22 protein-coding genes and 1 tRNA gene are annotated in these 21,428 nt (G+C 65.8%); 11 read left to right on the top strand and 12 right to left on the bottom strand.

Annotation, left to right across the window (positions count from 1 at the left end; all coding sequences use genetic code 11):
• Positions 1-116 precede the first annotated feature (116 nt).
• The 9 genes from WFP36_RS14275 (at position 117) to WFP36_RS14235 (ending at position 8,792) form a co-directional block, all read left to right on the top strand.
• On the top strand, positions 117-1,841 hold the full coding sequence (locus WFP36_RS14275; RefSeq protein ID WP_336981397.1) for an SPOR domain-containing protein: 1,725 nt from the start codon (positions 117-119) through the stop codon (positions 1,839-1,841).
• A gap of 161 nt (positions 1,842-2,002) precedes the next feature.
• Positions 2,003-2,506 (top strand): type III secretion system chaperone family protein, encoded by a 504-nt coding sequence (locus WFP36_RS14270; protein ID WP_336981395.1) that lies wholly within the window; start codon positions 2,003-2,005, stop codon positions 2,504-2,506.
• A gap of 33 nt (positions 2,507-2,539) precedes the next feature.
• On the top strand, positions 2,540-3,358 hold the full coding sequence (gene proC, locus WFP36_RS14265; RefSeq protein WP_336981394.1) for a pyrroline-5-carboxylate reductase: 819 nt from the start codon (positions 2,540-2,542) through the stop codon (positions 3,356-3,358).
• A gap of 112 nt (positions 3,359-3,470) precedes the next feature.
• A complete protein-coding gene (locus WFP36_RS14260) occupies positions 3,471-4,217 on the top strand; it encodes a Bax inhibitor-1/YccA family protein (protein ID WP_336981393.1) in 747 nt (248 codons plus the stop codon).
• A 182-nt stretch (positions 4,218-4,399) separates the two neighbouring features.
• On the top strand, positions 4,400-5,320 hold the full coding sequence (locus WFP36_RS14255) for a hypothetical protein (RefSeq protein WP_336981392.1): 921 nt from the start codon (positions 4,400-4,402) through the stop codon (positions 5,318-5,320).
• Positions 5,321-5,442: 122 nt separating this feature from the next.
• Positions 5,443-5,518: transfer RNA gene (locus tag WFP36_RS14250), tRNA-Ala, on the top strand.
• Between the two features lie 132 nt (positions 5,519-5,650).
• Positions 5,651-6,709, top strand: a complete 1,059-nt coding sequence (gene obgE / locus WFP36_RS14245) for a GTPase ObgE (protein WP_336981390.1) — start codon at positions 5,651-5,653, stop codon at positions 6,707-6,709.
• 44 nt (positions 6,710-6,753) lie between these two features.
• Positions 6,754-7,887 (top strand): glutamate 5-kinase, encoded by a 1,134-nt coding sequence (gene proB / locus WFP36_RS14240; RefSeq protein ID WP_336981389.1) that lies wholly within the window; start codon positions 6,754-6,756, stop codon positions 7,885-7,887.
• The gene (locus WFP36_RS14235) at positions 7,884-8,792 is read left to right on the top strand and encodes an NAD-dependent epimerase/dehydratase family protein (RefSeq protein WP_336981387.1); all 909 of its coding nucleotides are present in this window, start codon (positions 7,884-7,886) and stop codon (positions 8,790-8,792) included. Before proB ends, WFP36_RS14235 begins: the two co-directional genes overlap by 4 nt.
• Before the next feature lie 1,126 nt (positions 8,793-9,918).
• Here the strand turns inward: WFP36_RS14235 and WFP36_RS14230 are convergent.
• The 9 genes from WFP36_RS14230 to WFP36_RS14190 form a co-directional block, all read right to left on the bottom strand.
• The gene (locus WFP36_RS14230) at positions 9,919-10,722 is read right to left on the bottom strand and encodes a phosphoadenylyl-sulfate reductase (RefSeq protein WP_336981385.1); all 804 of its coding nucleotides are present in this window, start codon (positions 10,720-10,722) and stop codon (positions 9,919-9,921) included.
• Entirely contained in the window at positions 10,709-11,149 is a 441-nt protein-coding gene (locus tag WFP36_RS14225) for a DUF934 domain-containing protein (protein ID WP_336981383.1), read from the bottom strand. Before WFP36_RS14225 ends, WFP36_RS14230 begins: the two co-directional genes overlap by 14 nt.
• Positions 11,142-12,776, bottom strand: coding sequence for a nitrite/sulfite reductase (locus tag WFP36_RS14220; protein ID WP_336981380.1), 1,635 nt, complete (start codon positions 12,774-12,776; stop codon positions 11,142-11,144). Before WFP36_RS14220 ends, WFP36_RS14225 begins: the two co-directional genes overlap by 8 nt.
• The gene (locus WFP36_RS14215) at positions 12,776-13,075 is read right to left on the bottom strand and encodes a DUF2849 domain-containing protein (protein WP_226796040.1); all 300 of its coding nucleotides are present in this window, start codon (positions 13,073-13,075) and stop codon (positions 12,776-12,778) included. The genes WFP36_RS14220 and WFP36_RS14215 overlap by 1 nt, the downstream gene beginning before the upstream one ends.
• Positions 13,072-13,851 (bottom strand): uroporphyrinogen-III C-methyltransferase, encoded by a 780-nt coding sequence (cobA, locus tag WFP36_RS14210; RefSeq protein ID WP_336981377.1) that lies wholly within the window; start codon positions 13,849-13,851, stop codon positions 13,072-13,074. Before cobA ends, WFP36_RS14215 begins: the two co-directional genes overlap by 4 nt.
• Before the next feature lie 75 nt (positions 13,852-13,926).
• Positions 13,927-14,934 carry a mechanosensitive ion channel family protein gene (locus WFP36_RS14205; RefSeq protein ID WP_336981375.1) on the bottom strand — a complete coding sequence of 336 codons (1,008 nt, stop codon included), beginning with the start codon at positions 14,932-14,934 and terminating at the stop codon, positions 13,927-13,929.
• Positions 14,934-16,160, bottom strand: coding sequence for a cystathionine beta-lyase (gene metC / locus WFP36_RS14200; protein ID WP_336981373.1), 1,227 nt, complete (start codon positions 16,158-16,160; stop codon positions 14,934-14,936). The genes WFP36_RS14205 and metC overlap by 1 nt, the downstream gene beginning before the upstream one ends.
• Positions 16,161-16,168: 8 nt before the next feature.
• Positions 16,169-17,026: a 3-mercaptopyruvate sulfurtransferase gene (gene sseA / locus WFP36_RS14195; RefSeq protein WP_336981372.1), complete on the bottom strand. Its 858-nt coding sequence runs from the start codon at positions 17,024-17,026 to the stop codon at positions 16,169-16,171.
• Positions 17,027-17,094: 68 nt separating this feature from the next.
• Entirely contained in the window at positions 17,095-17,841 is a 747-nt protein-coding gene (locus WFP36_RS14190) for a hypothetical protein (RefSeq protein ID WP_336981370.1), read from the bottom strand.
• Between the two features lie 115 nt (positions 17,842-17,956).
• On the opposite strand from WFP36_RS14190, the gene WFP36_RS14185 reads away from it, so the two are divergent.
• Both WFP36_RS14185 and queF read left to right on the top strand, forming a co-directional pair.
• Positions 17,957-18,346 carry a hypothetical protein gene (locus WFP36_RS14185; RefSeq protein WP_336981368.1) on the top strand — a complete coding sequence of 130 codons (390 nt, stop codon included), beginning with the start codon at positions 17,957-17,959 and terminating at the stop codon, positions 18,344-18,346.
• A gap of 70 nt (positions 18,347-18,416) precedes the next feature.
• Positions 18,417-18,884, top strand: coding sequence for a preQ(1) synthase (gene queF / locus WFP36_RS14180; RefSeq protein ID WP_336981366.1), 468 nt, complete (start codon positions 18,417-18,419; stop codon positions 18,882-18,884).
• Here queF and trxC read toward each other — a convergent pair.
• The 3 genes from trxC to WFP36_RS14165 form a co-directional block, all read right to left on the bottom strand.
• Positions 18,881-19,336 (bottom strand): thioredoxin TrxC, encoded by a 456-nt coding sequence (gene trxC, locus WFP36_RS14175; protein WP_336981365.1) that lies wholly within the window; start codon positions 19,334-19,336, stop codon positions 18,881-18,883. The two genes, queF and trxC, sit on opposite strands and share 4 nt — an antisense overlap.
• 202 nt (positions 19,337-19,538) lie before the next feature.
• Positions 19,539-20,225 carry an ABC transporter ATP-binding protein gene (locus WFP36_RS14170; protein ID WP_336981364.1) on the bottom strand — a complete coding sequence of 229 codons (687 nt, stop codon included), beginning with the start codon at positions 20,223-20,225 and terminating at the stop codon, positions 19,539-19,541.
• Positions 20,222-21,427, bottom strand: coding sequence for an ABC transporter permease (locus WFP36_RS14165; protein ID WP_336981362.1), 1,206 nt, complete (start codon positions 21,425-21,427; stop codon positions 20,222-20,224). The genes WFP36_RS14170 and WFP36_RS14165 overlap by 4 nt, the downstream gene beginning before the upstream one ends.
• Between the last annotated feature and the right edge of the window lies 1 nt (position 21,428).

Here is a 21,428-nt window from a genome sequence, read left to right as displayed (position 1 = left end):
CGCATGGGCGGGGGACATTCGTCCCCCGTTCAGCCGCGTCGGGGCACCCACTACCCGAGCGGCGCCGCATAAGACCGGCGCGAGCGAAATGTGGGGCTGGAACGGGTTCGGGTGCAGTGACTTCCATAAAGCATAATGCAAAGGCCCATGGGATCGGCATGGCCGTGGCGGTTGCCGCCGGGTTTGCCACCATATCCGCTCCCGCATTTTCCCAGTCTTCCACGGAAGGCCCGTCGCGCGCGGTAGTGCAGCCACTGCCGCCCAAGTCTGCGAGTGACCTGAGCAGTGCGCTTATGCGGCTCTCGGCCAATGCGCTCGATGGCAGGGCGATGCTCGATGCAGGCTGGGCCTCGCTCGACCTGAACGACGTCACGGCCGCTGTCGGCTTCTTCTCCCGCGCGGAAAACCTGCCTGAAACGGCGGCGGAGGCGAAGGCGGGCCTGGGGGCGGCGCAGGTCGCGCGCAAGCGGCCGATCGAGGCGCTGGCCCTGTTTGACGAAGCCGAGAAGCAGGGCGCCAGGCTGGGCGCCCGCGCGGCCGACCGGGGCCTTGCCTACGATATGGTGGGCGACAATCTGCGGGCGCAGCAATTCTATCGCGCCGCGCTTGCGGAAGGCGGCTTGTCGGATGAGAAATCGCAGGAGATCACGCGTCAGCTTGCGCTGAGCCAGGCGATCTCGGGCGATCAGGCCGGGTCGGAGGCAACCTTGCTGCCCCTGCTCAAGCGGCAGGATCTGGCTGCCTATCGCACGCGCGCCTTTGCGCTGGCCGCGCTGGGCAAGACCGACGAGGCCGTGGCGATTGCCGAAGCAGTGATGCCCGCGTCGCTCGCCAGCCGGATCGCGCCCTATCTGCGCTTCATGCCTAAGCTGACTCGCTCGCAGCAGGTGTCGGCTGGCAATTTCGGCAATTTCCCCGATGCCGATGCCATCGGGAAAGACGATCCGCAGATCGCGCAATATGCGGCCCAGGCCAAGTTGCCGCAGGTGGCGGCCGCGCTCGATGCACGCCTGACGCCTACCGGCACACCGCTGGGGGATGGCAAGGCCAAGCCCGCCGCGCCGCCTGCGGGGGCCGTGGTGACGCTGGCCAAGGGTGACAAGCCGGCTTCGAAACCTGCCGAGGTGAAGGCCGTTGCTCAGCCCAAGCCTGCTCCGGTCGAGACGAAGCCGGCAGTCGCGGCAAAAGTGCCAGCCGAGTCCAAGCCGCCTGTGACGCTTGCCAGAACTGAGCCGGCGCCTGCCCCGACTCCCGCTCCGGCACCTGCCGCGTTTTCGGCTCCGACGCCGGCCCCCGCGCCGTTCCAGGCCGCGCTCCCGCCGGTCAATAGGCCTGAGGCGCTGCCGCCTGCTCCGGCAAGCCTGGCGGACGCCTTTGCAGAGTTCGCCGCGCTGCCGGCCAAGGTCGCGCCCGCCGCCGGGGCAGTGGACATCACTCGCATCGCCATCCGCCGCGAGCCTGACAAGAAGGCCGAAGCGGAGAAGGCCAAGGCTGAAGCCGGCAAGAAGGCAGAGGCTGAAAAGAAGAAGATCGAGGCGGAGAAGAAGGCGGAGGCCAAGAAGAAGGCCGCCAATCCCAGCCGCGTTTTCGTTCAGGTCGGGACGGGCCAGAACCGGTCCGCGATCGCCTTCACCTGGCGCAAGCTGCAGAAAGAACAGTCCAAGCTGTTTGGCAGCCGCAAGGGCTATGTCGCCCAATGGGGCCGCACCAATCGCCTGCTGACCGGGCCCTTCGGCAGCACCAAGGAAGCCAATGCCTTCGTCGCCAAGCTCAAGGCGGAAGGGATCGATTGCTTCGTCTTCACCAGCGATGCGGGCGAGCAGGTCGATCCGGTTTCCTGACCGGTTTTTCTTGCCGCAACTCACGCTGGCGCCATTTTTGCACAGCTTGTAAACAGGGTTATCGAGTTTTGCCCAGCGCCGCCTTTGGGGCGGATTGCCGCAGTGCCCCTGCGCAACGCATTGGTTATCGAAGGGTTGCGAGAACCATGGGAAGCTATGCGATGAGGACAAGCGAAGAGGACATCGACCGCGATGACGCGGCCCCGGTCGACATGCTCGCCCAGCTGTTCGACGCGCGCGGCTGGCCGTGCGAATTCGTCAGCGACGACGAGATTTCGGGCGAAATCCAGGGCAGCTGGACCCGCTATCAGGTGCGGGGCATCTGGCGTTCGGAAGACAAGGTGCTGCAGCTCCTCTGCCTGCCCGATATCCGCGTTCCCGATGCCAAGCGGCGGCAGACCTTCGAATTGCTCGCTCTGGTCAATGAGCAGCTCTGGCTCGGTCATTTCGACATCTGGTCCAATGGCGGAGTGCTGCTTTACCGCCACGGGTTGATGCTGGGCGACGATGGCCTGCTCAGCCTGGGTCAGGCGCAATTCGCGGTCGAAAGCGCGGTTGCCGAGTGCGACCGGTTCTATCCCGCCTTCCAGTTCGTGCTGTGGGGCGACAAGAACCCGGCCGATGCACTGGCCAGCGCGCTGGTGGACGCCGCCGGAGAGGCTTGACCCTTTTGCCGCACTAGGTCAGGCGGCAAAACCATGAGCACCTTCACTTCCATTCTCCTCGTCGGCTGCGGCAACATGACCGGGGCCATGCTCCGGGGCTGGATCGCGAGCGGCATTGCCCCGTCGGTCTTCACCGTGGTCAATCCCAGCCCGCGCGAGCTTCCCGAAGGCGTGGCGCAATTGCGCGCCTTGCCCGAAAGCGGCGATTTCGATGCAGTGATGCTGGGCGTGAAGCCGCAGAAGCTGGGCGAAGTCGCGCCGCAAGTGGCGCCGTTGGTCCGGCCGGGCACGGTGCTGCTCTCGGTTCTGGCAGGCGTCCAGATCGAAACGCTTGCGGCCGCTTTCCCCAATTCCGCCGCGCAGGTGCGGGTCATGCCCAATCTCGCCGCCGCGCTCGGCAAATCGCCCGTCGCGCTGGTCGGCGCGGGGCTGGACGAGGCGTCCACCGCGAAAGTCGATGCGCTGATGGCGCCGCTCGGTACCGCCGAATGGCTTGCCGAGGAAGGCCTGATGGACCTCGTGACCGCGCTTGCCGGTTCCGGCCCGGCTTTCGTCTATCGCTTTATCGACGCGCTGGCGCAGGGTGCCGCGAATCTCGGCCTGCCCGCCGAACAGGCACAGCGGCTGGCGCTGGCGACAGTGGAAGGCGCATCGGCGCTTGCGGCTGCCTCGGAACATTCGCCGGGCGAACTGGCGCGGCGTGTGGCAAGCCCGGGCGGGGTGACGCAGGTGGGGCTGGACATCCTCGACCGCGGCAATGCTCTGGCCGATCTGGTCGAGGCGACTCTGCGCGGCGCGCGTGACCGGTCGGTCCAGATGGCTGCCGAAGCCCGCGCTGCTTCCCAAAGTTAACGGAATCGGACCGATCCCATCCGGTTTTCCTTGAAATCGGGGGCAGGACCCTCGATATTCAGCACAGACCGGCCCCGCTTTGGAAGGTCGGCACTGGAGTTAGGAAACGAAAATGGCAGATTGGAACGAACCCCGCCGCTCGCAGCAGGGATTCGGCGCGTCTACCGGCTTTGGCGGCGATCTTGCCGGCCGCACGACTTTTGACGCCGGCCTGCGCAAGCACATGCTGTCGATTTACAATTACATGGCTTCGGGCGTGCTGCTGACCGGCATCGTCGCGATGCTGTTCGCCCGTTCGGGGCTCGCTCTCTCGGTGATGTCGAGCGGGCTCGGTTTCGTGGTCATGCTGGCACCGCTGGCCATCGTCTTCGCGATGAGCTTCGGCGCGAACCGCTTCAGCACCACCACGCTCCAGGCAATGTTCTGGGGTTACGCAGTGCTGATGGGCCTGTCGCTCTCCACGATCTTCCTCGTCTATACTGGGGCTTCGATCGCCACGACCTTCTTCGCCACGGCGGGTGCCTTCGCGGGCCTCAGCCTGTTCGGCTACACCACGAAGAAGGATCTGAGCGGTTGGGGCAGCTTCCTGATCATGGGCGTGATCGGCCTGATCGTGGCCAGCCTGATCAACATGTTCCTGCAGTCGCCTGCCCTGACCTGGGCGGTGAGCGCGCTGGGCGTGCTGATCTTCGCGGGCCTGACCGCTTATGACACCCAGAAGCTGAAGGAACAGTATGCCTATGTCGCCGGCACCGAATGGGCGGGCAAGGCAGTCGTGCTGGGGGCGCTGAACCTCTATCTCGACTTCATCAACATGTTCATGTTCCTGCTGCGCTTCATGGGCAGCAGCCGCGACTGATCCTTTCGGAACAGCGGATTATCGTGCCCGGGGTGCCACTTGGCATCCCGGGCATTTTCATTATTGGTTAGGCACGTTAGGAAGGCCCTTCATCGGGGCGAAAGCTCGCGCGGCATATAAGACGCCGCCAATTCCACCGGGTGAAACATCCGGGAATTCAGGGGGAAGGGGCCCGAAATCGAATGAGCAGGATCGTGCAAATCTCGTTACGCAAGCTTTCCGCCGTTGCGGCCGTTGCTGGCCTTGTCGCCCTTTCCGCCTGTGGCGGGTCCACGCCCCCGCCGCAGCCCGCGCCCCCGCCGCCGGTTGCGATCGTGATCGTGCCCGAGCCGGAACCCGTGCCGATGCGGCCCATCCCGCCGAGCGGTGCGACGGCCGAGATGCTGATCCCCGCGCTGGGCGTGGATGGCGTGCGTCAGACAGTGAATGCCCATCTCGATCCGCTGGAGACGGTGTGGAATTTCCGTTCGGCCTGGAACGTGGCCGCGCTCAATTGCCTCGATCCGCAGTACCAGCCGATCCTTGACGGCTATAAGGCGATGCTGACCAAGCATGCCAAGCGGTTGAGCCGGGTGAATTCCGATCTCGACAAGCAGTATCGCAAGGAATTCGGGGCTGGCGCCAAGGCTACCCGCGCGCGCGAAGCCTATATGACGCAGGTCTATAATTACTTCGCCCTGCCGCCCGCCCGCCAGTATTTCTGCGACGCGGCGCTGAAGGTCGCGCAAGAGGCGCTGCTCACGCCGCCCACCGATGTCGATGCCTTTGCCCTGGCCGGGCTGCCCCGGCTCGAGGCGGCGTTCGAGCAGTTCTACCAGGAAATGGAGAAATACCGAATCGCCGTCGCCGACTGGGACAACAAGTATGGCGCGCTCTACGGCAATGGCGCGGGCGGCCCGACCTATCTGCAGGCGACGTACGGTCCTCCGGCTGCCGTGCAGGGCGTGCAGTCCGGCACTGAGCTGCCTGCGGCACAGGACTATGCCCTGCCTTCCGCGCAGACCAGCTATGCGGCCATTCCGGGCGAGGTTCCGGCATCGGTGCCGGCCCCCGGCGCGCCTGCCGTCTATGCATCGCAGCCGGTGGTCCAGCAGACGCCCTGAACGAAGGGCGAGAACGGGGACCACGACCGGGCCGAAACGAAAATTTGCTCTTTCAAGCGCGATACCTCTTCGCTAAGAGGCGCGCTTCCGCGGGCCGGTTGGCTTCGCGTTCGTACTGGAACGGGGCCGTAGCTCAGATGGGAGAGCGCGTCGTTCGCAATGACGAGGTCAGGGGTTCGATCCCCCTCGGCTCCACCAGTGCGCTGAGAACTGCTCCATCTCAGCTTCCGATCAGCCTCCTTCGGCGAGCAAGGTGGCTTTGAGTAATCCTGTCGGCTAGAAGCCGAACGCAAGGCTGAAGGGCCCTGCCGGCGCTAGAGGCGAACAGACATGCACTTCCTCGACCAGGCCAAGATCTTCATTCGCTCCGGTGCGGGCGGGCCCGGGGCCGTGAGCTTCCGGCGCGAGAAATATGTCGAATATGGCGGCCCCGATGGCGGCAATGGCGGCAAGGGCGGCGATATCGTGTTCGAAGCCGTGCCCGGCCTCAATACGCTGATCGACTTCCGCTATGCCCAGCACTTCAAGGCCTCGCGCGGCGCGCATGGCATGGGCAAGGATCGCACCGGTGCGGCGGCGCCCGATCTGGTGATCCCCGTTCCGGTAGGCACTCAGATCATCTCCGACGAGGATGGCGAAACGGTGCTGGCCGATTTCACCGAAGTGGGCCAGCGCGTCACTCTGCTCGAGGGCGGCATCGGTGGACGCGGCAATGCCAGCTACAAGACCAGCACCAATCGCGCCCCGCGCCAGCACCAGCCCGGCATGCCGGGCGAGGAAATGTATGTGTGGCTGCGGCTGAAGCTGCTGGCCGATGTCGGGCTGGTCGGCCTGCCTAATGCCGGCAAGTCAACCTTCCTCAACGCCGTGTCCAATGCCCAGTCCAAGGTGGGCGAATATGCCTTCACCACTCTGGTGCCCAAGCTGGGCGTGGTGCGGCACAGGAACCGCGAATTCGTGCTGGCGGACATTCCCGGCCTGATCGAAGGCGCGGCGGATGGCGCTGGGATCGGCGACCGCTTCCTGGGCCATATCGAGCGCTGCCGCGTGCTGGTGCATCTGATCGACATCGGCGGGGTGGACCCGGTCGAGGCGATGCGGATCGTGGAGGACGAGCTGGAAGCCTATGGCGGCGGGCTGGACGGCAAGCCGCGTCTGGTGGCGCTCAACAAGATCGACATTTCCGGCCGCGAACTGGCTGGCGATTATGCGAAGGAACTGAAGGCGGCAGGTGCCGACGAAGTGTTCCCCATCTCCGGCGCCACGGGCGAGGGGATGGAGGCACTGCTCGATGCCGTGCTGACTTATCTGCCCGCCAAGACGACGACCGAACGTCCCGACGGCGAAGTGGAGGAAGCGCGCGACGAGAAGCCCTGGTCGCCGCTCTGACGGTGCTTCCAAAGGCGTCGCGCAACGGCTAAGGCCCGCCCGCCATGACGATCACGCATCTCACTGATCTGGCCGATGCGGCCCTCTGCCCCCGCCTTGTCATCAAGGTGGGCTCCGCCCTGCTTGTCGGGCCGGACGGGCAGCCGCGCCGCGAATGGCTCGCCTCGCTGGTGGAAGAGATCGCCGCCGCGCGCGCGCGCGGGCAGCAGGTCGTGGTGGTCAGTTCCGGCGCCATCGCGCTGGGTGCCGCGCGGCTGAAGCTGGAGAAGGGTGGGCGCGGCAATCTGGCCGATGCACAGGCCGCCGCTGCCGTGGGCCAGATCGGCCTTGCGGGCATCTGGTCTGACCTTCTCGCCGGCCACGGCCTCACGGCCGCGCAATTGCTGCTGACGCTGGACGATCTGGAAGATCGCCGCCGCTATCTCAACGCCGCTGCCACGCTGGGCCGCCTGCTCAAGGCAGGTGCGGTGCCGGTAGTGAACGAGAACGATTCCGTCGCCACGGAAGAAATCCGCTTCGGCGATAATGACCGGCTCGCCGCGCGCGTGGCGCAGGCGGCCCATGCCAAGGGCGTGCTGTTGCTGTCCGATGTGGACGGGCTTTACGATCGCAACCCCAGCCAGCCCGGCGCGCAGATGCTGCCGCAGGTGCGCGGGGTGACCGAAGAGATCTATGCCATGGCGGACGATCGCTCCGGCTCCGGCCTTGGTTCGGGCGGCATGACCTCCAAGCTGCAGGCGGCCGAGATTGCCGAGCGGGCGGGCATTGCGCTGGCCATTCTCAACGGCACGCATGTCGCGCCGATCACCCGCGCCATGGGCAATGGTACCGGCACGCTGTTCCTGCCGCTGCGGAAGGACGGCGCGCGCAAGGCGTGGCTGGGCGGGCGCATGCGGATGATGGGCACGCTCACTGTCGATGCGGGCTGTGCCAAGGCACTGGCCAAGGGCGGCAGCCTGCTCGCTACGGGGGTAACCGGCGTGGACGGCAGCTTCGAGCGGGGCGATCCGGTGGTGGTGCAGGATGCCTCGGGCAAGCCCATCGCGCAGGGCCTCGCCGAATATTCCTCCGCCGAATGCGATCGCCTCAAGGGCACGCGTACGGAAGAACATGCCGCGATCCTGGGCTATGCACCGCGCTCGGCCCTGGTGCATCGCGATCAGCTGGTGCTCTTGTGACCATAGCCGTCACCGGCGCGACCGGTTTCGTAGGACAGGCAATGCTGGACGAGGCCGCCCGACAGGGCATCCTTGTCCGTGCCCTCACCCGCAAGCCGCAGAAGCCCCGCAAGGGGGTGGAATGGGTCAAGGGCGACCTTGCCAACCACAAGGCGCTCGCCGCGCTGGTGAAGGAGGCTGAGGCCGTCATTCACGTGGCTGGCGTGGTCAATGCGCCCGATCCGGCATTGTTCGAAGTGGGCAATGTCGCGGGCACGCTGGCGGTGGTGGAAGCGACATTGAAGGCGGGCGTTCCGCGCTTCGTCCATGTGTCTTCCCTTTCCGCGCGGGAGCCGGGGCTGTCGGTCTATGGCGCGTCCAAGCGGCGGGCGGAAAAGATCGTCCGGGCATCGGCGCTGGACTGGACCATCGTGCGCCCGCCCGCGATCTATGGCCCGCGCGACACGGACATGTTCGAGCTGTTCCGCGCCGCTCGTTGGGGCATGGTGCCGGTGCCGGAAGACGGTGCGGCTTCCATGATCCACGTCGCGGACCTTGCCACCCTGCTGTTCGCGCTGGTCCCCTCGGGCGAGGATGTGGCCCACAAGGTGTTCGAACCGGACGATGGCCGCAAGGGCGGCTGGCCGCATAAGGAAATGGCCCGCGCCATCGGCGATGCGGTGGGCCGCAAGGTGCTCGCGCCCGGCCTGTCGAAGCCGATGCTGCTGCGCGCCGCCGCGCTCGATGCCTGGTTCCGCAAGGACAAGGCCCGGCTGACGACCGATCGGGTGAATTACATGAGCCACCCCGATTGGGTCTGCGCCAAGGGCAAGGCCCCGCCGAAAAGCCGCTGGACCCCGCGCATCGACACGCGCGAGGGGCTGAAGGCCACGGCGGCGTGGTATCGCGAGAACAAGTGGCTCTAGGCTGAGGCTTGGCTTTGGGGCTGGGCTGGCCGTCCCGCCTGCTCTCCAACTCCAACCTCCGTTCGTCCTGAGCTTGTCGAAGGACATGCGGGACATTTGCCCGACCACAATGTTCGAGCGCGTCCAGCCCAGAACTCGGCGCGTGTCCTTCGACAAGCTCAGGATGAGCGGGAGTTGGTAAGGGTGCGTTCCTCCCTTTCGTCATTCCCGCGAAAGCGGGAACCCAGCAGCAACCGTTGAACTGGGTTCCCGCTTTCGCGGGAATGACGAAGCGTGGGTACGTAAATCCATCCGGCGGCGACCCGGACTCATACGCCAGTGTTGGAGCATCAAACCAATCGCGCGGCCGGCACGGCGTCAGGATTGGCGCGTGCAGGAGGCGGGCAGAGGATAGCGAAAGGCCGGGCACCTCCACCGTGCGCCTGGCTCTGCCCAATCGGAAACCGGCCGGGAAAGGCGCCCGCGGGCTCGCAGCCGGGCATCCTTTCCTTGCGGGTGATAATCCCGCGCCATTCGTGGTTCATCGCGAACATCCCGGGAAAGCCTGCCCACGTAGGGCCGGGATCGTGAGGGAGCCGGTGAAGCCGCGCATCCGGTAACCGCATCTGGCGCAAGAGGCTTTGCCAAGGGGTAACGCCCCCAAAGACACGCACCCGCACCGGCCGCGTTGTTCGAAGCGAACAAGGGAGGAAAGGCAGTCGACATGCCGCCCTCCGGATTGAACCTTGCGACTTGCTATTGCTGCAAGGTGCGGGGCATATAACCGAAACGGTTCGCGAAGTCAAGGGAAAACGCCAAATGCGCCTGCATTCCATCACTTGTCACCCCGGACTTGCCTGCCCCCGCGTAAGCGGGGGTTCCGGGGTCCAGCTGTCTGGCGGGAAGAAGAAGCGGGATCCCGGAACAAGTCCGGGATGACGAAGGGGTTGAACCCAACCTTCGTCATCCCAGCGCGAGCTGGGATCTGTCACCTCCCGCGCCAAGGCCAGCGATCCCAGCTTGCGCGGGGATGACGAATAAGAAGCGGGCACGCCCCCTCAGCGGCCTTGGCGCTCTCTGCGCGAACCCCAAAACCTCCGCGCGAACCCGCGCAGCCCTCAGCCCGGCTCAGGTCCGGAACGCGGTCTTACAGTGCGGGGTCGAAGCCTTCCGGGGGCAGGCGATAGGCGTCGGGGTTGTTGGGGCTGTGGATGCCGCATTCGGTCTTGTCCCAGCCCTTCCAGCGGCCCGAGCGCGGGTCTTCGCCCGGCGCGACCTTGTGCGTGCAGGGGGAGCAGCCGATCGAGGGATAGCCCTGCGCCACCAGCGGATGGCGCGGCAGGCCGTGTTCCTCGAAATAGGCTTCCAGATCTTCCGCCGTCCAGTCGATCAGCGGGTTGATCTTCAGGCGGCCCTGCTCGTCCGAATTGTCGATCTCGAAGCGCGGCAATTGCGCGCGGGTGCTGGCCTGGAAGGCCTTGCGCCCGGTGATCGAGGCATCGAAGCCCGCCAGGGCCTTGGCCAGCGGCTTCACCTTGCGGATTTCGCAGCAACCGTCCGGGTCCCAGCTCCAGCGCAGGCCCGCTTCGTCCTTGGCGGCGATTTCCTCCGCGTCGGGCGTGAGGATGCGCAGATTCGTGAGGCCGAGGAAGGCCACCAGCTCGTCGCGATAGGCGATGGTCTCGGGGAAATGCTTGTCCGTTTCGAGGAACAGCACAGGCACGGATTTGTCCACCTGCGCCACCAGATGCAGCAGTACCGCGCTTTCCGCGCCGAAGCTGGAGACGACGGCAACGTCGCCCGCCAGATGGTCCTTCAGCACGCTGGAGAGCATCTCAAGCGTTTCCTGCCCGCGGAACATCCGGTTCAGGCGAATGGCATCGCCTTCCGTGAAACGGGCCGACGTATCGATCCGGTCGCGCGGGCGGGAAGACACTTCAGCCTCGTTCATCGACAGGGTGCCTCTTGGCCCAGATGGGCGTGCGGCCGTCGCCGGTGGCCTGATAGACTTCGGGCCAGCGGTCGAGCGCATTCTGCGCATCTTCGGGATCGAAGGGCTTTTCGGGCAGGAAGCTGTCGAAGCCGCAGCGACGCATGTGTGAAAGCTGGTCCACCAGCACATCGCCCACGGCGCGCAATTCGCCCTGATAGCCGGCCTCGCGCAGGATACGCGCGCTGGAATAGCCGCGCCCGTCGCCGAAGCTGGGGAAGTTCACTTCCACCAGCCGCAGCTGTTCGAGGAAGGGCAGCAGGCTCTTCGCATCGTCGCCCGGCTCGATTCGCACGGCGGCGGCATTGGTCTGGTCGAGAAAGGCGTCCACCGTCACGGCGGGGGCGCCGACGGGCTCGTCGTCGCGGAAACGCAGGCTATCAAGCATAGATCGCCTCCTTGAACTTATCCATGCCGATGCGGCGATAGGTATCGAGGAAACGCTCCCCTTCGGTGCGTTCGGCCAGATAGACGCCAGTGGCCTTTTCCACTGCGTCCACGATGCCATCCTCGTCGAAGCCGGGGCCGGTGATCTTGCCGAGAGAAGTATCGTCGCCCTCGCAACCGCCGAGCAGCAGCTGGTAGTTTTCGGTGCCCTTCTTGTCGACGCCCAGAATGCCGATATGGCCGGCATGGTGGTGGCCGCAGGCATTGATGCAGCCGCTGATCTTCAGCTTAAGCTCGCCCAGTTCCGCCGTCTTGCCATTGGCGGCGAAACGCTGCGAAATCTTCTGCGCCACCGGGATGGAGCGGGCATTGGCAAGGCTGCAATAATCGAGGCCGGGGCAGGCGATGATGTCTTCCACCGTGTCCAGATTGGCCGCGCCAAGGCCGGCCGCTTCCAGCTTCTGCCACAGCGTATAGAGATCGGCCTTGCGGACATGAGGCAGCACGATGTTCTGGGCGTGAGTCACGCGCAGTTCGTCGAAGCTGTATTCCTTCGCCAGATCGGCCATCAGGTGAATCTGTTCGGCAGAGGCATCGCCCGGAATGCCGCCAACCGGCTTCAGGCTGATATTGGCGATGATGTAGCCCGGCTGCTTGTGAGCCACGGTGTTGCGCTCCACCCAGAGGGCGAAATCCGGGTCCGACAGGTCCAGATCGTCAGCGGCGGCAGTGTCATAGGCCGGGTCGGTGAAGTGGGCCTTGATCCGCTCCAGCTCGGCAATCGGGGGTTCGATGCCCTGCGTGAGCAGGTGGGCGAATTCCTCCTCCACCTGGCGCGTATATTCTTCCTTGCCCAGTTCATGGACCAGGATCTTGATGCGCGCCTTGTACTTGTTGTCGCGGCGGCCGTAGCGGTTGTAGACCCGCAGGCAGGCTTCCGAATAGGTGATGAGCTGGTCCAGCGGCACGAAGTCGCGGATCAGCGGCGCGATCATGGGCGTGCGGCCCATGCCGCCGCCGACATAGAAGGCCGCGCCGATCTCGCCCGCTGCATTCTTCACGATGCGGATGCCGATATCGTGCAGCTTCATCGCCGCGCGGTCGGTCTCGCTCGCGATCACGGCGATCTTGAACTTGCGCGGCAGGGTCAGGAATTCCGGGTGGAAACTGGACCACTGGCGCAGCAGTTCCGCATAGGGGCGCGGATCGATCAGCTCGTCTGCGGCGGCGCCGGCGAACTGGTCCGAACTGATGTTGCGGATGCAGTTCCCGCTGGTCTGGATCGCGTGCATTTCCACGGCGGCAAGGTCCGCCAGAATGTCGGGCGCGTCTTCCAGCTTGATCCAGTTGTACTGGATATTCTGGCGGGTGGTGAAGTGGCCATAGCCGCGGTCATACTTCTCCGCGATGTCGGCAAGGACGTGCATCTGGGCGGCGTTGAGCGTGCCATAGGGCACGGCCACGCGCAGCATATAGGCATGCAGCTGCAGATAGAGGCCGTTCTGCAGGCGCAGCGGCTTGAACTGGTCCTCGGTCAGCTTGCCTTCGAGGCGGCGGCGGGTCTGGTCGCGGAATTCCGCGACGCGGGTATCGACCATCGCCTGGTCATATTGGTCGTAACGGTACATCAGATCACCCAGTTGCCGGCGTTGGGATCGGCGGGTTTGAGAGTCAGGTCAGGGCGCACGGTGGGGCCCAGCGCGCGGATACGGTCCTTGATATGGGCAGGGCGCACGCCCCGTTCGCCATCGGGTTCCGCGTCGATCGCGTAAGAGGCATTGACCCGGCGGGCCCCTTCCTCGCGCTGCAGGATGGCGTCGGCCTGATCGCCCACATCCACTGCGTCTTCGACATGGATCGACCAGTCATAACCGGTCCACCACACGACGGCCCCGCTCTTGAGGTCGTTTCCGGTAAGAATCTTCATCCCTGCGCCTCCAGCGCCATTTGCCTGAGGGCCGCGTCGTTACGGCCAGATTTCTGCGATGCAACCTCGCCGATCACGATGACGGCGGGGCTCTTCACCTTTGCGCCGGTTACCAGATCGGGCAGGCCTGCCAGCGAAGCGCGCAAAACCCGCATGGTGGGGCGCGCGGCATTCTCGATCACCGCCACCGGGCAATCCGGAGCGACGCCGTCTTCCATCAGCTTTTCCGCGATCAACGGGGCCGTGGTGACGCCCATGTAGATCACCAAAGTGCGGCCCTTGCCGGCAAGGCCGGACCAGTCCTGCTCGGTCAGGCCCTTGCACTGGCCCGCCACGAAGCTGACGATGCTGGCGCTGTCGCGATGGGTCAGCGGAATCTGTGCCGCCGCCGCCGCGCCGATGGCGGCGCTGATGCCGGGGACGACTTCCACCGGAACGCCCGCCGCGTGGCAGGCATCGGCTTCCTCGCCGCCGCGGCCGAAAATGAACGGATCGCCGCCCTTCAGGCGCACCACGGAATTGCCTGCCAGTGCCTCGCGCACCAGCAGGGCGTTGATCGCTTCCTGCGGCATGGTGTGGCGCGAACGGCTCTTGGCGACGGAGACAAGCCGCGCATCGGGGCGGGCCAGCGCCAGGATCGAAGGATCGACCAGCCCGTCATGCACGATCAGCTTCGCCTGCATCAGCAGGCGCGCGGCGCGCAGGGTCAGCAGGTCCGGATCGCCCGGACCGGCGCCGACCAGATAGACCGTGGCGGGAGTTGCGGCATTCTTCATGCGGGCCACATGGGCCCGGTGCCGGGCAAGTGCCAGCGAGAATGGTTTTGGCGGGGGGTAGGTGAGCTTTAGGGGTCAGCCCGCAGGCGTGTCCTTCTCGCTGCCGCGGGCGCGGCTGCGGTCCCGCAATCCCGCCACAAGATCCTCCAATTGCTCGATATTCGTGATGTTGATCTCGCGCTGGGGGAAGGGGATGTGGATGCCTGCATCGCAGAACAGGCGCCAGACGCGCTTGTAGACATCCGAGCGGACGGAACTGATCCCCTCTTCCGGGTCCACGATCCAGAAGCGGATTTCATAGGCGATGCCGTTTTCGCCGAATCCCATCAGCAGCACTCGCGGCTCGGGCGTTTCAAGCACGCGCGGCGTTTCGCGCGCGGCTTGCAGCATCAGTTCCTCGGCCCGGTCGAGGTCGGTTTCATAGGCCACGCTGAGCGGCGCCTTCACGCGCACGTCGCGGGCTGAATAGGACCAGTTCTCCACCTGATTGATCATCAGGTTCTCGTTCGGGATCAGATATTCCTTCTTGTCGCGCGTCACGACGGAAATGGCGCGGATGCCGATCTTGCGGATCTGGCCGAAGCTCTCGCGCCCGGTCATGTCGTTCACCGCGATGACGTCGCCCGGCTTGATCGAGCGGTCCATCAGCAGGATGATGCCCGCCAGCAGATTGCCGAAGGTCTTCTGCAGGCCAAAGCCCAGAGCGAGGCCGAAGGCGCCGGAAAACACCGTGAGCGCGGTGAGGTCGATGCCGAGAATGTCGATCCCGATCAGGATCGCGAGGGCCCAGATCGCGATGGAGACGAGCTTTTCGGCCAGCAGCTTCTGCGTAAGGTCGAGCCGTGTGAGCTTGCCCATCAGCCAGTGCGCCAGCTTGCCGCCCAGCCGCGCGACGATGATGACGCCCGCGATCACCGCGATCACCACCAGCGCGCCCCAGAGCGACAGATGGGTGTTGCCCACCTGCACGCTGTAGCTGTCGAGCCATCGGATATATTCGCCCAGCGTTCCGCTGCCCGAGGCGACCGCGTCTTTCAGCCCCTCCGCGCCCCGCACGGAAGCGTTCGGGGCGGGGGCGGTCATCAGCTGTGAGCCATGGCGGCAAAGCCGCGTTCGAGATCCGCGATCAGGTCCGCCGGGTCTTCCAGCCCGATGGACAGACGGATGCCCCGCCGGTCCGCCGGATCGCTGCCGGGCGGCGGCCAATGCGTGGCACTGCGGGCGCCTTGCGGGTCGAAGGGGATCACCAGGCTTTCGAACCCGCCCCAGCTATAGCCGATCCCGAACAGTTCCAGCGCGTCGATAAAACGCGCGCGCGCGTCATCGTCCGAGCCCTTGAGCACGAGGCTGAACAGCCCGCAGCCGCCGGCGAAATCGCGTGCCCACAGATCGTGCCCCGGTGCGCCGGGCAGCATGGGGCAGAGCACGCGCGCCACTTCCGGGCGGGCGGCGAGCCAGCCGGCGATCTCCAGCGCGCTGGCGCTCTCCCGCTCCAGCCGCAGCGACAGGCTGCGTAGCCCTCGCATGACCAGCGCGGAATCGTCGGGCGAGACCACTTGCCCCAATTGCTGGGACATGCGGCGGATGCGGGTGAAATGCGGTTCAGGCGCGCTGACCGAACCCATCATCACGTCCGAATGGCCGCCGACATGCTTGGTCAGCGACATGATGGAAATATCGCAGCCACGTTCCAGCGCGGGGAAGCCCAGCGGGCTGGCCCAGGTATTGTCGATCATGCTGACGGCGCCCTTGTCCCGCGCGATGGCGGCAAGGGCGGGCACGTCGCACACTTCCATCGTCAGGCTGCCGGGGCTTTCCAGCAACACGGCCTTCGTCCGATCGCAGAACTGCGCGGCGAAACCATCGAGGTCGAGCGGATCGAACCAGCGCGTTTCCACGCCCATGCGCTTCAGCAGCCCTTCGGACAGGGCCCGGCTGGGCTGATAGGCATTGTCCGTCATCAACAGCACGTCGCCCGTGCGCAACACGGCCAGCAGCGCACCTGCAATGGCGGCGACACCGCTGGGATAGAGTACGGTTCCCGCCGCGCCCGGCTCGATCTCGGTCAGCGCCTCGGCCAGCGACCATTGGGTGGGCGCGCCCCGGCGGCCGTAATAGAAATGACCGTCCTCATTGGGGCGGCCTTCCGCCAGATCGGCCGCATCCTCGTAAAGGTGAGTGCTGCCGCGCCAGATCGGCGGATTGACCACGCCGCCTTTGTGGCCGGGAATTCCGGTCCATTCCCGGCGTCGTCCGGCACCCGCCAGCCGTGTGGCAGGCCCCGTTTCCTTGTCGCCGCGATCAGACATGCCGTCTCTCAGCCATCCTGAAGCGCAGCGCCTGTCTCCTTGGGAGTGGCTGGGTCCACAGCCCATTCGCTCCAGCTGCCATCATAGAGCGAAACGTCCTTGTCCTTGCCCAGCAGATGCAGGGCAAAGCAGAGCACGGCGGCAGTCACGCCGCCCCCGCAGGTCGTGGCGACCGGTTGGGAAAGGTCCACGCCGGCCTGCTCGAACGCGGTGCGCAGGCCTGCCTTGTCCTTGAAAGTGCCGTCGGGGTTGAACAGTTCGTAAAAGGGCAGGTTGACCGATCCGGGGATATGCCCGCTGGGCACGCCGGGGCGGAAATCGGGCACCTTGCCGGAGAAGCGACCCGCATCGCGCGCATCCACGACCTGTTCGGCCTTGCTCCCGATATTGGCGAGCATATCGGCCTTGCTGCGCACCTTGCCGGCTTCCTGCCAGGCAGTGAAATGCCGGGTCTTGAGCGTCTGCACGCCTACTTCCAGCGGGCGCCCTTCGGCTTTCCACTTGGCTAGGCCGCCATCCAGGATCGCGACATTCTGCGCGCCGAACAGCTTGAACATGAACCAGGCCCGGCCCGAGGTCTTCACGTCGCTATCGTCATACAGCACGATGCGGCTGCCATCGCCCAGCCCCAGCTTCTGCATGCGGCTGGCGAACATCTCCGCCGTGGGCAGCGCGGCAGGCACCGGGCTTTCCGGATCGACCAGATTGGTCAGGTCCATGAACACAGCACCGGGTATATGCCCGGCCTCGTATTCGGCCCGGGCATCGCGCCCGGCAATGGGCAAGTGACTTGATGCGTCGACGATCCTCAGGTCGCAGGAGCCTATCTCTTCTGCGAGCCAGTCGGTCGAAACCAACGATTCCATTCGCGCGCTCCTCATCGCGTGAATAATCAGGGTTAAACCCCTGCCATTCGCCCGTCGAGGGGGATCGTTCAAAAGATTCTTTGTGTGACTTCTCGGTAAATGCGCGGGCCCATGTCCAGCCGGAAGGGCTGCAATCCCGCGCCGGGGCGAGGTGAACGCTGCCCGACCAGTGCGGTGCGCACCACGGCGCCATTGCCGCCCGAGGCCGCTTCCACCTTCAACCGGGCCAGCGGAACGAACAGCAGGGCGCTGCCCTTGCGGATCGGCCGGATCAGTGGGAAGTTGAGGCGGAATTCGCCATTGATCTGCGCGCTTTCGCCCGGGCGCAGCCGCTCGATCACATGCTGGGGCACCGGATCGCTGTCGCTGGTGGCCAGTTGCTCTTCTTCCGGCAGCGACGCGTGGGCCGAGATCATGTCGCCCATCACGCGGAGGCCTTCCATCACCTCGCCGCTCATATTGGTGAGCGTGACGCGGTAGGACAGAGTCGCCGCAGTGAGCGTGATCACCAGTTCCCGCGCTTCGAGGGCGAGGCTGAGGGCAGCTTCTTCCTCTTCGGGTTCTTCGGGCCAGGCCTGCGCACCATCTTCCGCTGCTGGCTCCTGCGGAGGCGCGGGCCGGGCCGCGGCAGCCGCGGCAAGGTCCGGGCGCTGGATTTCGGGCGCGCGCACTGCCCGCCGGGGGCTCTCGCGCCGCCAGAACCAGATGCCGGCGCCCAGCGCTGCGGCAAAGGCGGCGGCAAGGGCGGCAATCGCCCCGATCCAGTTCCACGGCAGGGCTTCGCCTTCGGGTGCCACTGCCGGGGCTTTGGCCACAGTGGGCGCAGGCGCGTCAATGGTGGCGGGGGCGGGAAGCGGAGCGGTTGGGGGACTAGCCTCGGGCGAAGGACGCGCTGCGGGAGTTTCGCCCGCACTTGCACTTGCGCTCGGCGTGGGTGTCGCTCGCGCGGCAGGAGACGGCGTGGGCGTTGGTGCCGGGCGAGCTGCAGTGGGCGCGGGCGCCGGGGTGCTGGCTGCCGGACGCGGAGCCGGTGCCGGGGCTGGCGCAGGTGTCGGCGAAGGCGGCGTCGCAGTGGAACGCGGCGGCGCTTCGCCGGGTTCGACCGGGCCTGCCGGTGCGGATGTATTGCCCGGCGGAAGCTGGAAATCGCCGACCGAAGCCATGGCCGGGGCGTGGCCCAGCGCAGACAGTGCCGCGCCTGCAAGCAGGGCAGTGGTCCTCTTCCGGCCGTTATTGTTTATGGGAGTTTCGGTCATGACCCCTGTCGGTGTGCCCGTCTTCACTTGCGGGCTGGTAGTCTGGAAGCGCAGGGCGCGCTGAATAGCGGCTGAATCGCCTCCGTCAAACCGGTGACTTGTGCGGCAGGCGCGTTCGCGGCATCACGCGCGGCATGACCGACACACCTGAAACGCTGCAGCCCCTGCATCTCGGCAAATCGAGCGCACTGCCCGCCTCGCCCGAAGCAGCGGTGCTGGACTATGTGCCCAACCCGCGCGCGGGCTCGCTCTACATGATCCGCTTTGCCGCGCCGGAATTCACGTCGCTTTGCCCCGTCACCGGCCAGCCCGACTTCGCCCATCTGGTGATCGACTATGCGCCGGGCGAGACGATCGTCGAATCGAAGAGCCTCAAGCTCTTCCTCGGCTCGTTCCGCAATCATGCCGGGTTCCACGAAGACGTCACCGTTGGCATCGGCCAGCGGCTGGCGGAAGAGATGAAGCCCGTCTGGCTGCGCATCGGCGGCTATTGGTATCCGCGCGGCGGCATCCCGATTGACGTTTTCTGGCAGACCGGCGCGGCGCCCGAAGGGCTGTGGGTGCCGGATCAGGGCGTGGCGCCCTATCGCGGGCGCGGTTAAACACCGCGCGCAGCCTGCCGCGCCCAATTGACGATTGCACTGGCGGGCATCGCGCCGGACTGGCGGGCGATCTCGCGGCCCTTGTGGATCAGGATCATCGTGGGGATGGACTGAATGCCATAGCGGGCGGCCAGTGCCTGCTCGGCCTCCGTATCCAGCTTGCCCAGCCGCATGCCCGGTTCGAGCTGGGCGGCGGCCGCAGTGAAGGCCGGGGCCATCTGGCGGCAGGGCCCGCACCAGCTCGCCCAGAAATCCACCAGCAGCGGAATGTCGCTTTTCGCGGCATGGGCATCGAAATTGGCAGCCGTCAGCGTAACCGGCGCGCCCTGGAACAGGGCGGCGCGGCATTTGCCGCACTTGCCGCCTGCACCCAGCTTCTCGCGCGGAACCCGGTTCAGCGCGGCGCAATGGGGGCAGGCAATGATCAAGGTATGGGGCTTCGTATCTGACATGAAATCACCTCTCACCCGCTAGAGTGGCTGGAGACCTTCCACGAGGCATTGAGGGCTGATCGGGAATGCGATGGATGAAATCCGGAACCTATTGTCAGCTGGTTACGCAAGGAAACGCGAAACCCGGCAAAAAGGCTCTGCCGATAGGACGCGCGCCGATGGTCAAGGCTGTCCGGGCCCAGGCTGCAAACAATACTCGCGCTCATGACCGAACGATCCGGCCGTCGAGCAGTTCGATCCGCCGCCGGCATTGGGCCGCGATATGTTCGTCATGGGTAGAAATCAGAAAACTGGTGGCGGATACCTGATTGATGGAGCGAATGAGATCCATCACCTGATCGGCCGATTGCCGATCCAGATTGCCCGTGGGCTCGTCAGCCAGGACCAGCACCGGATTGTTGATCAGCGCGCGCGCAACCGCCGCGCGCTGCCGCTGTCCCCCGGACATGGCGGACGGCCTGTAATCCCGTCGATCGGCCAGCCCCACGGCGTCGAGCAGTTCCATCGCCCTTTCGCGCATGGCCCGGGTTTCCCGCCCGGCTGCTGCTGCGGCGGGCATCATCACATTTTCCAGCGCCGAAAGATCGGGCAGCAGGTGGTGGAACTGGAAGACGAAGCCCAGGTATCGGCTGCGAAATTCGGTACGCTGCGCATCGCTGGCCTGCATCAGATCGACACCCAGCATCTCGTGCCTGCCGCCGCTGGCGCGCATCAAAGTGCCCAAGATGGTGAGTAGCGTGCTCTTTCCCGAACCTGACGGGCCCAGCAGGGCCGCCATGTCGCCTGCCTCCATGGCTAGATCTATTCCCTTGAGCACAAGCGCTTCCGCTTCGCCCTCGCCAAAGCCCTTCGTCAGGCCGGAGACGGAAAAGATGGTCTCCGCGCTCACTGTCCGATTGCCTCCACCGGATCGATCCGGGCGGCATTGCGGGCCGGAAGGATCGAGGCCAGCATCGCGGCAAGCGTGGTCAGCAGGATAGCCAGCAGGAAATCCCCCTGCGCCCGGTCGATCGGCAGCCCGCCGCTGCGTACTTCGGTGACAGGCGGAAGAGGCAGCAGGGCCAGCCAGGCGGCCAGCGCGCCCACGATCGCGCCGACAAGGCCGATCAACGTCCCTTCCAGGACGAAGACGGAAACCACCAATCCCTTGCTGGCCCCCATGGCGCGCATGATCCCGATTTCCGCTTGGCGCCGCACGATGGACAGCAGCATGGCGCTGGCGATGCCGACCACGATGGTGACAAGAGAGAAGGCCTTGATGATCGTTCCGGTGCGAGCCTGCGCATCCAGCCCTTCGAACAACTGGCTGTTGTCCTCCGTCCAGGCTGTGGCCCTGAGGCCGGTCGACTGGCGCAGGCGCTCCGCAATGTCGGGAGCAGCGGTGGCGGGCTGCACCTTGATCTCGATCCGGGAAATGCCGGTGGGCAGATCGAAAAGGGCGCGGGCCGCGGTGAAGTTCATATAGACGGCCTGCCGGTCCGCACTGGCGACGCCCAGCGTGAATATCCCACCGATGCGGAAACTCCGCGCCCGTCCACGATCCGAGCTGAGGCGCACGACTTGTCCGACCCTGAGGCCAAGGTCGCGCGCCAAGCGGCTGCCGATCAGAATTCCGTCCGCTGGCAGGCTGCTGGTTCCATCCACGATCGCCCCGTCGATGTCCGCGATGGCCGAAAGCTTGCCCGGCATCACGCCAATGACCCCAACCGGCGCCACTGCCTGTCCCCGCTCGACGAAGGCGGAACCGCGAATCTGCGGTGATATGGCGGTAACGCCGCTCGTATTCTCAATGATCGGAATGGCCGGCTGCCAGATCGCGATCTGCTCCCGCCGGCTGAGATCCTTCTGCAGCACTACCTGCGCACTCCCGCTCACCGGTAGTATTGCCGGCTCGCGGTCCGGCCTTTCCAGCACGATATGGGGAATGCTCCCCACCGTGCGTAAGGTCAGGAGGTTGGCGAGCCCGCCGATCAGGGCGCTCATGAAAATGAATACGCTGACACCCAGGGCGACCCCCGCCATCAGCAGCGCGGTCTGGCCCGGATGAGCAAACAGATGCCGGACGGCGAGCTTGACCGCATAGGGGCTCATT

Source organism: Fulverythrobacter fulvus, from assembly GCF_037154085.1.
Taxonomy (GTDB): Bacteria; Pseudomonadota; Alphaproteobacteria; order Sphingomonadales; family Sphingomonadaceae; genus Andeanibacterium; species Andeanibacterium fulvum.
The sequence above is the reverse complement of the archived record's forward strand: the minus strand, read 5'-3'. Positions and strand labels throughout refer to the sequence as shown.

What these genes read in the sequence shown, in the direction of transcription:
- WFP36_RS14270 (WP_336981395.1), top strand. Translation starts at nt 2,003, where the DNA reads ATGAGGACAAGCGAAGAGGACATCGACCGCGATGACGCGGCCCCGGTC.
- proC (WP_336981394.1), top strand. Translation starts at nt 2,540, where the DNA reads ATGAGCACCTTCACTTCCATTCTCCTCGTCGGCTGCGGCAACATGACC.
- WFP36_RS14260 (WP_336981393.1), top strand. Translation starts at nt 3,471, where the DNA reads ATGGCAGATTGGAACGAACCCCGCCGCTCGCAGCAGGGATTCGGCGCG.
- WFP36_RS14255 (WP_336981392.1), top strand. Translation starts at nt 4,400, where the DNA reads ATGAGCAGGATCGTGCAAATCTCGTTACGCAAGCTTTCCGCCGTTGCG.
- obgE (WP_336981390.1), top strand. Translation starts at nt 5,651, where the DNA reads ATGCACTTCCTCGACCAGGCCAAGATCTTCATTCGCTCCGGTGCGGGC.
- proB (WP_336981389.1), top strand. Translation starts at nt 6,754, where the DNA reads ATGACGATCACGCATCTCACTGATCTGGCCGATGCGGCCCTCTGCCCC.
- WFP36_RS14230 (WP_336981385.1), bottom strand. Translation starts at nt 10,722, where the DNA reads ATGAACGAGGCTGAAGTGTCTTCCCGCCCGCGCGACCGGATCGATACG.
- WFP36_RS14225 (WP_336981383.1), bottom strand. Translation starts at nt 11,149, where the DNA reads ATGCTTGATAGCCTGCGTTTCCGCGACGACGAGCCCGTCGGCGCCCCC.
- WFP36_RS14220 (WP_336981380.1), bottom strand. Translation starts at nt 12,776, where the DNA reads ATGTACCGTTACGACCAATATGACCAGGCGATGGTCGATACCCGCGTC.
- WFP36_RS14215 (WP_226796040.1), bottom strand. Translation starts at nt 13,075, where the DNA reads ATGAAGATTCTTACCGGAAACGACCTCAAGAGCGGGGCCGTCGTGTGG.
- cobA (WP_336981377.1), bottom strand. Translation starts at nt 13,851, where the DNA reads ATGAAGAATGCCGCAACTCCCGCCACGGTCTATCTGGTCGGCGCCGGT.
- WFP36_RS14205 (WP_336981375.1), bottom strand. Translation starts at nt 14,934, where the DNA reads ATGACCGCCCCCGCCCCGAACGCTTCCGTGCGGGGCGCGGAGGGGCTG.
- metC (WP_336981373.1), bottom strand. Translation starts at nt 16,160, where the DNA reads ATGTCTGATCGCGGCGACAAGGAAACGGGGCCTGCCACACGGCTGGCG.
- sseA (WP_336981372.1), bottom strand. Translation starts at nt 17,026, where the DNA reads ATGGAATCGTTGGTTTCGACCGACTGGCTCGCAGAAGAGATAGGCTCC.
- queF (WP_336981366.1), top strand. Translation starts at nt 18,417, where the DNA reads ATGACCGACACACCTGAAACGCTGCAGCCCCTGCATCTCGGCAAATCG.
- trxC (WP_336981365.1), bottom strand. Translation starts at nt 19,336, where the DNA reads ATGTCAGATACGAAGCCCCATACCTTGATCATTGCCTGCCCCCATTGC.
- WFP36_RS14165 (WP_336981362.1), bottom strand. Translation starts at nt 21,427, where the DNA reads ATGAGCCCCTATGCGGTCAAGCTCGCCGTCCGGCATCTGTTTGCTCAT.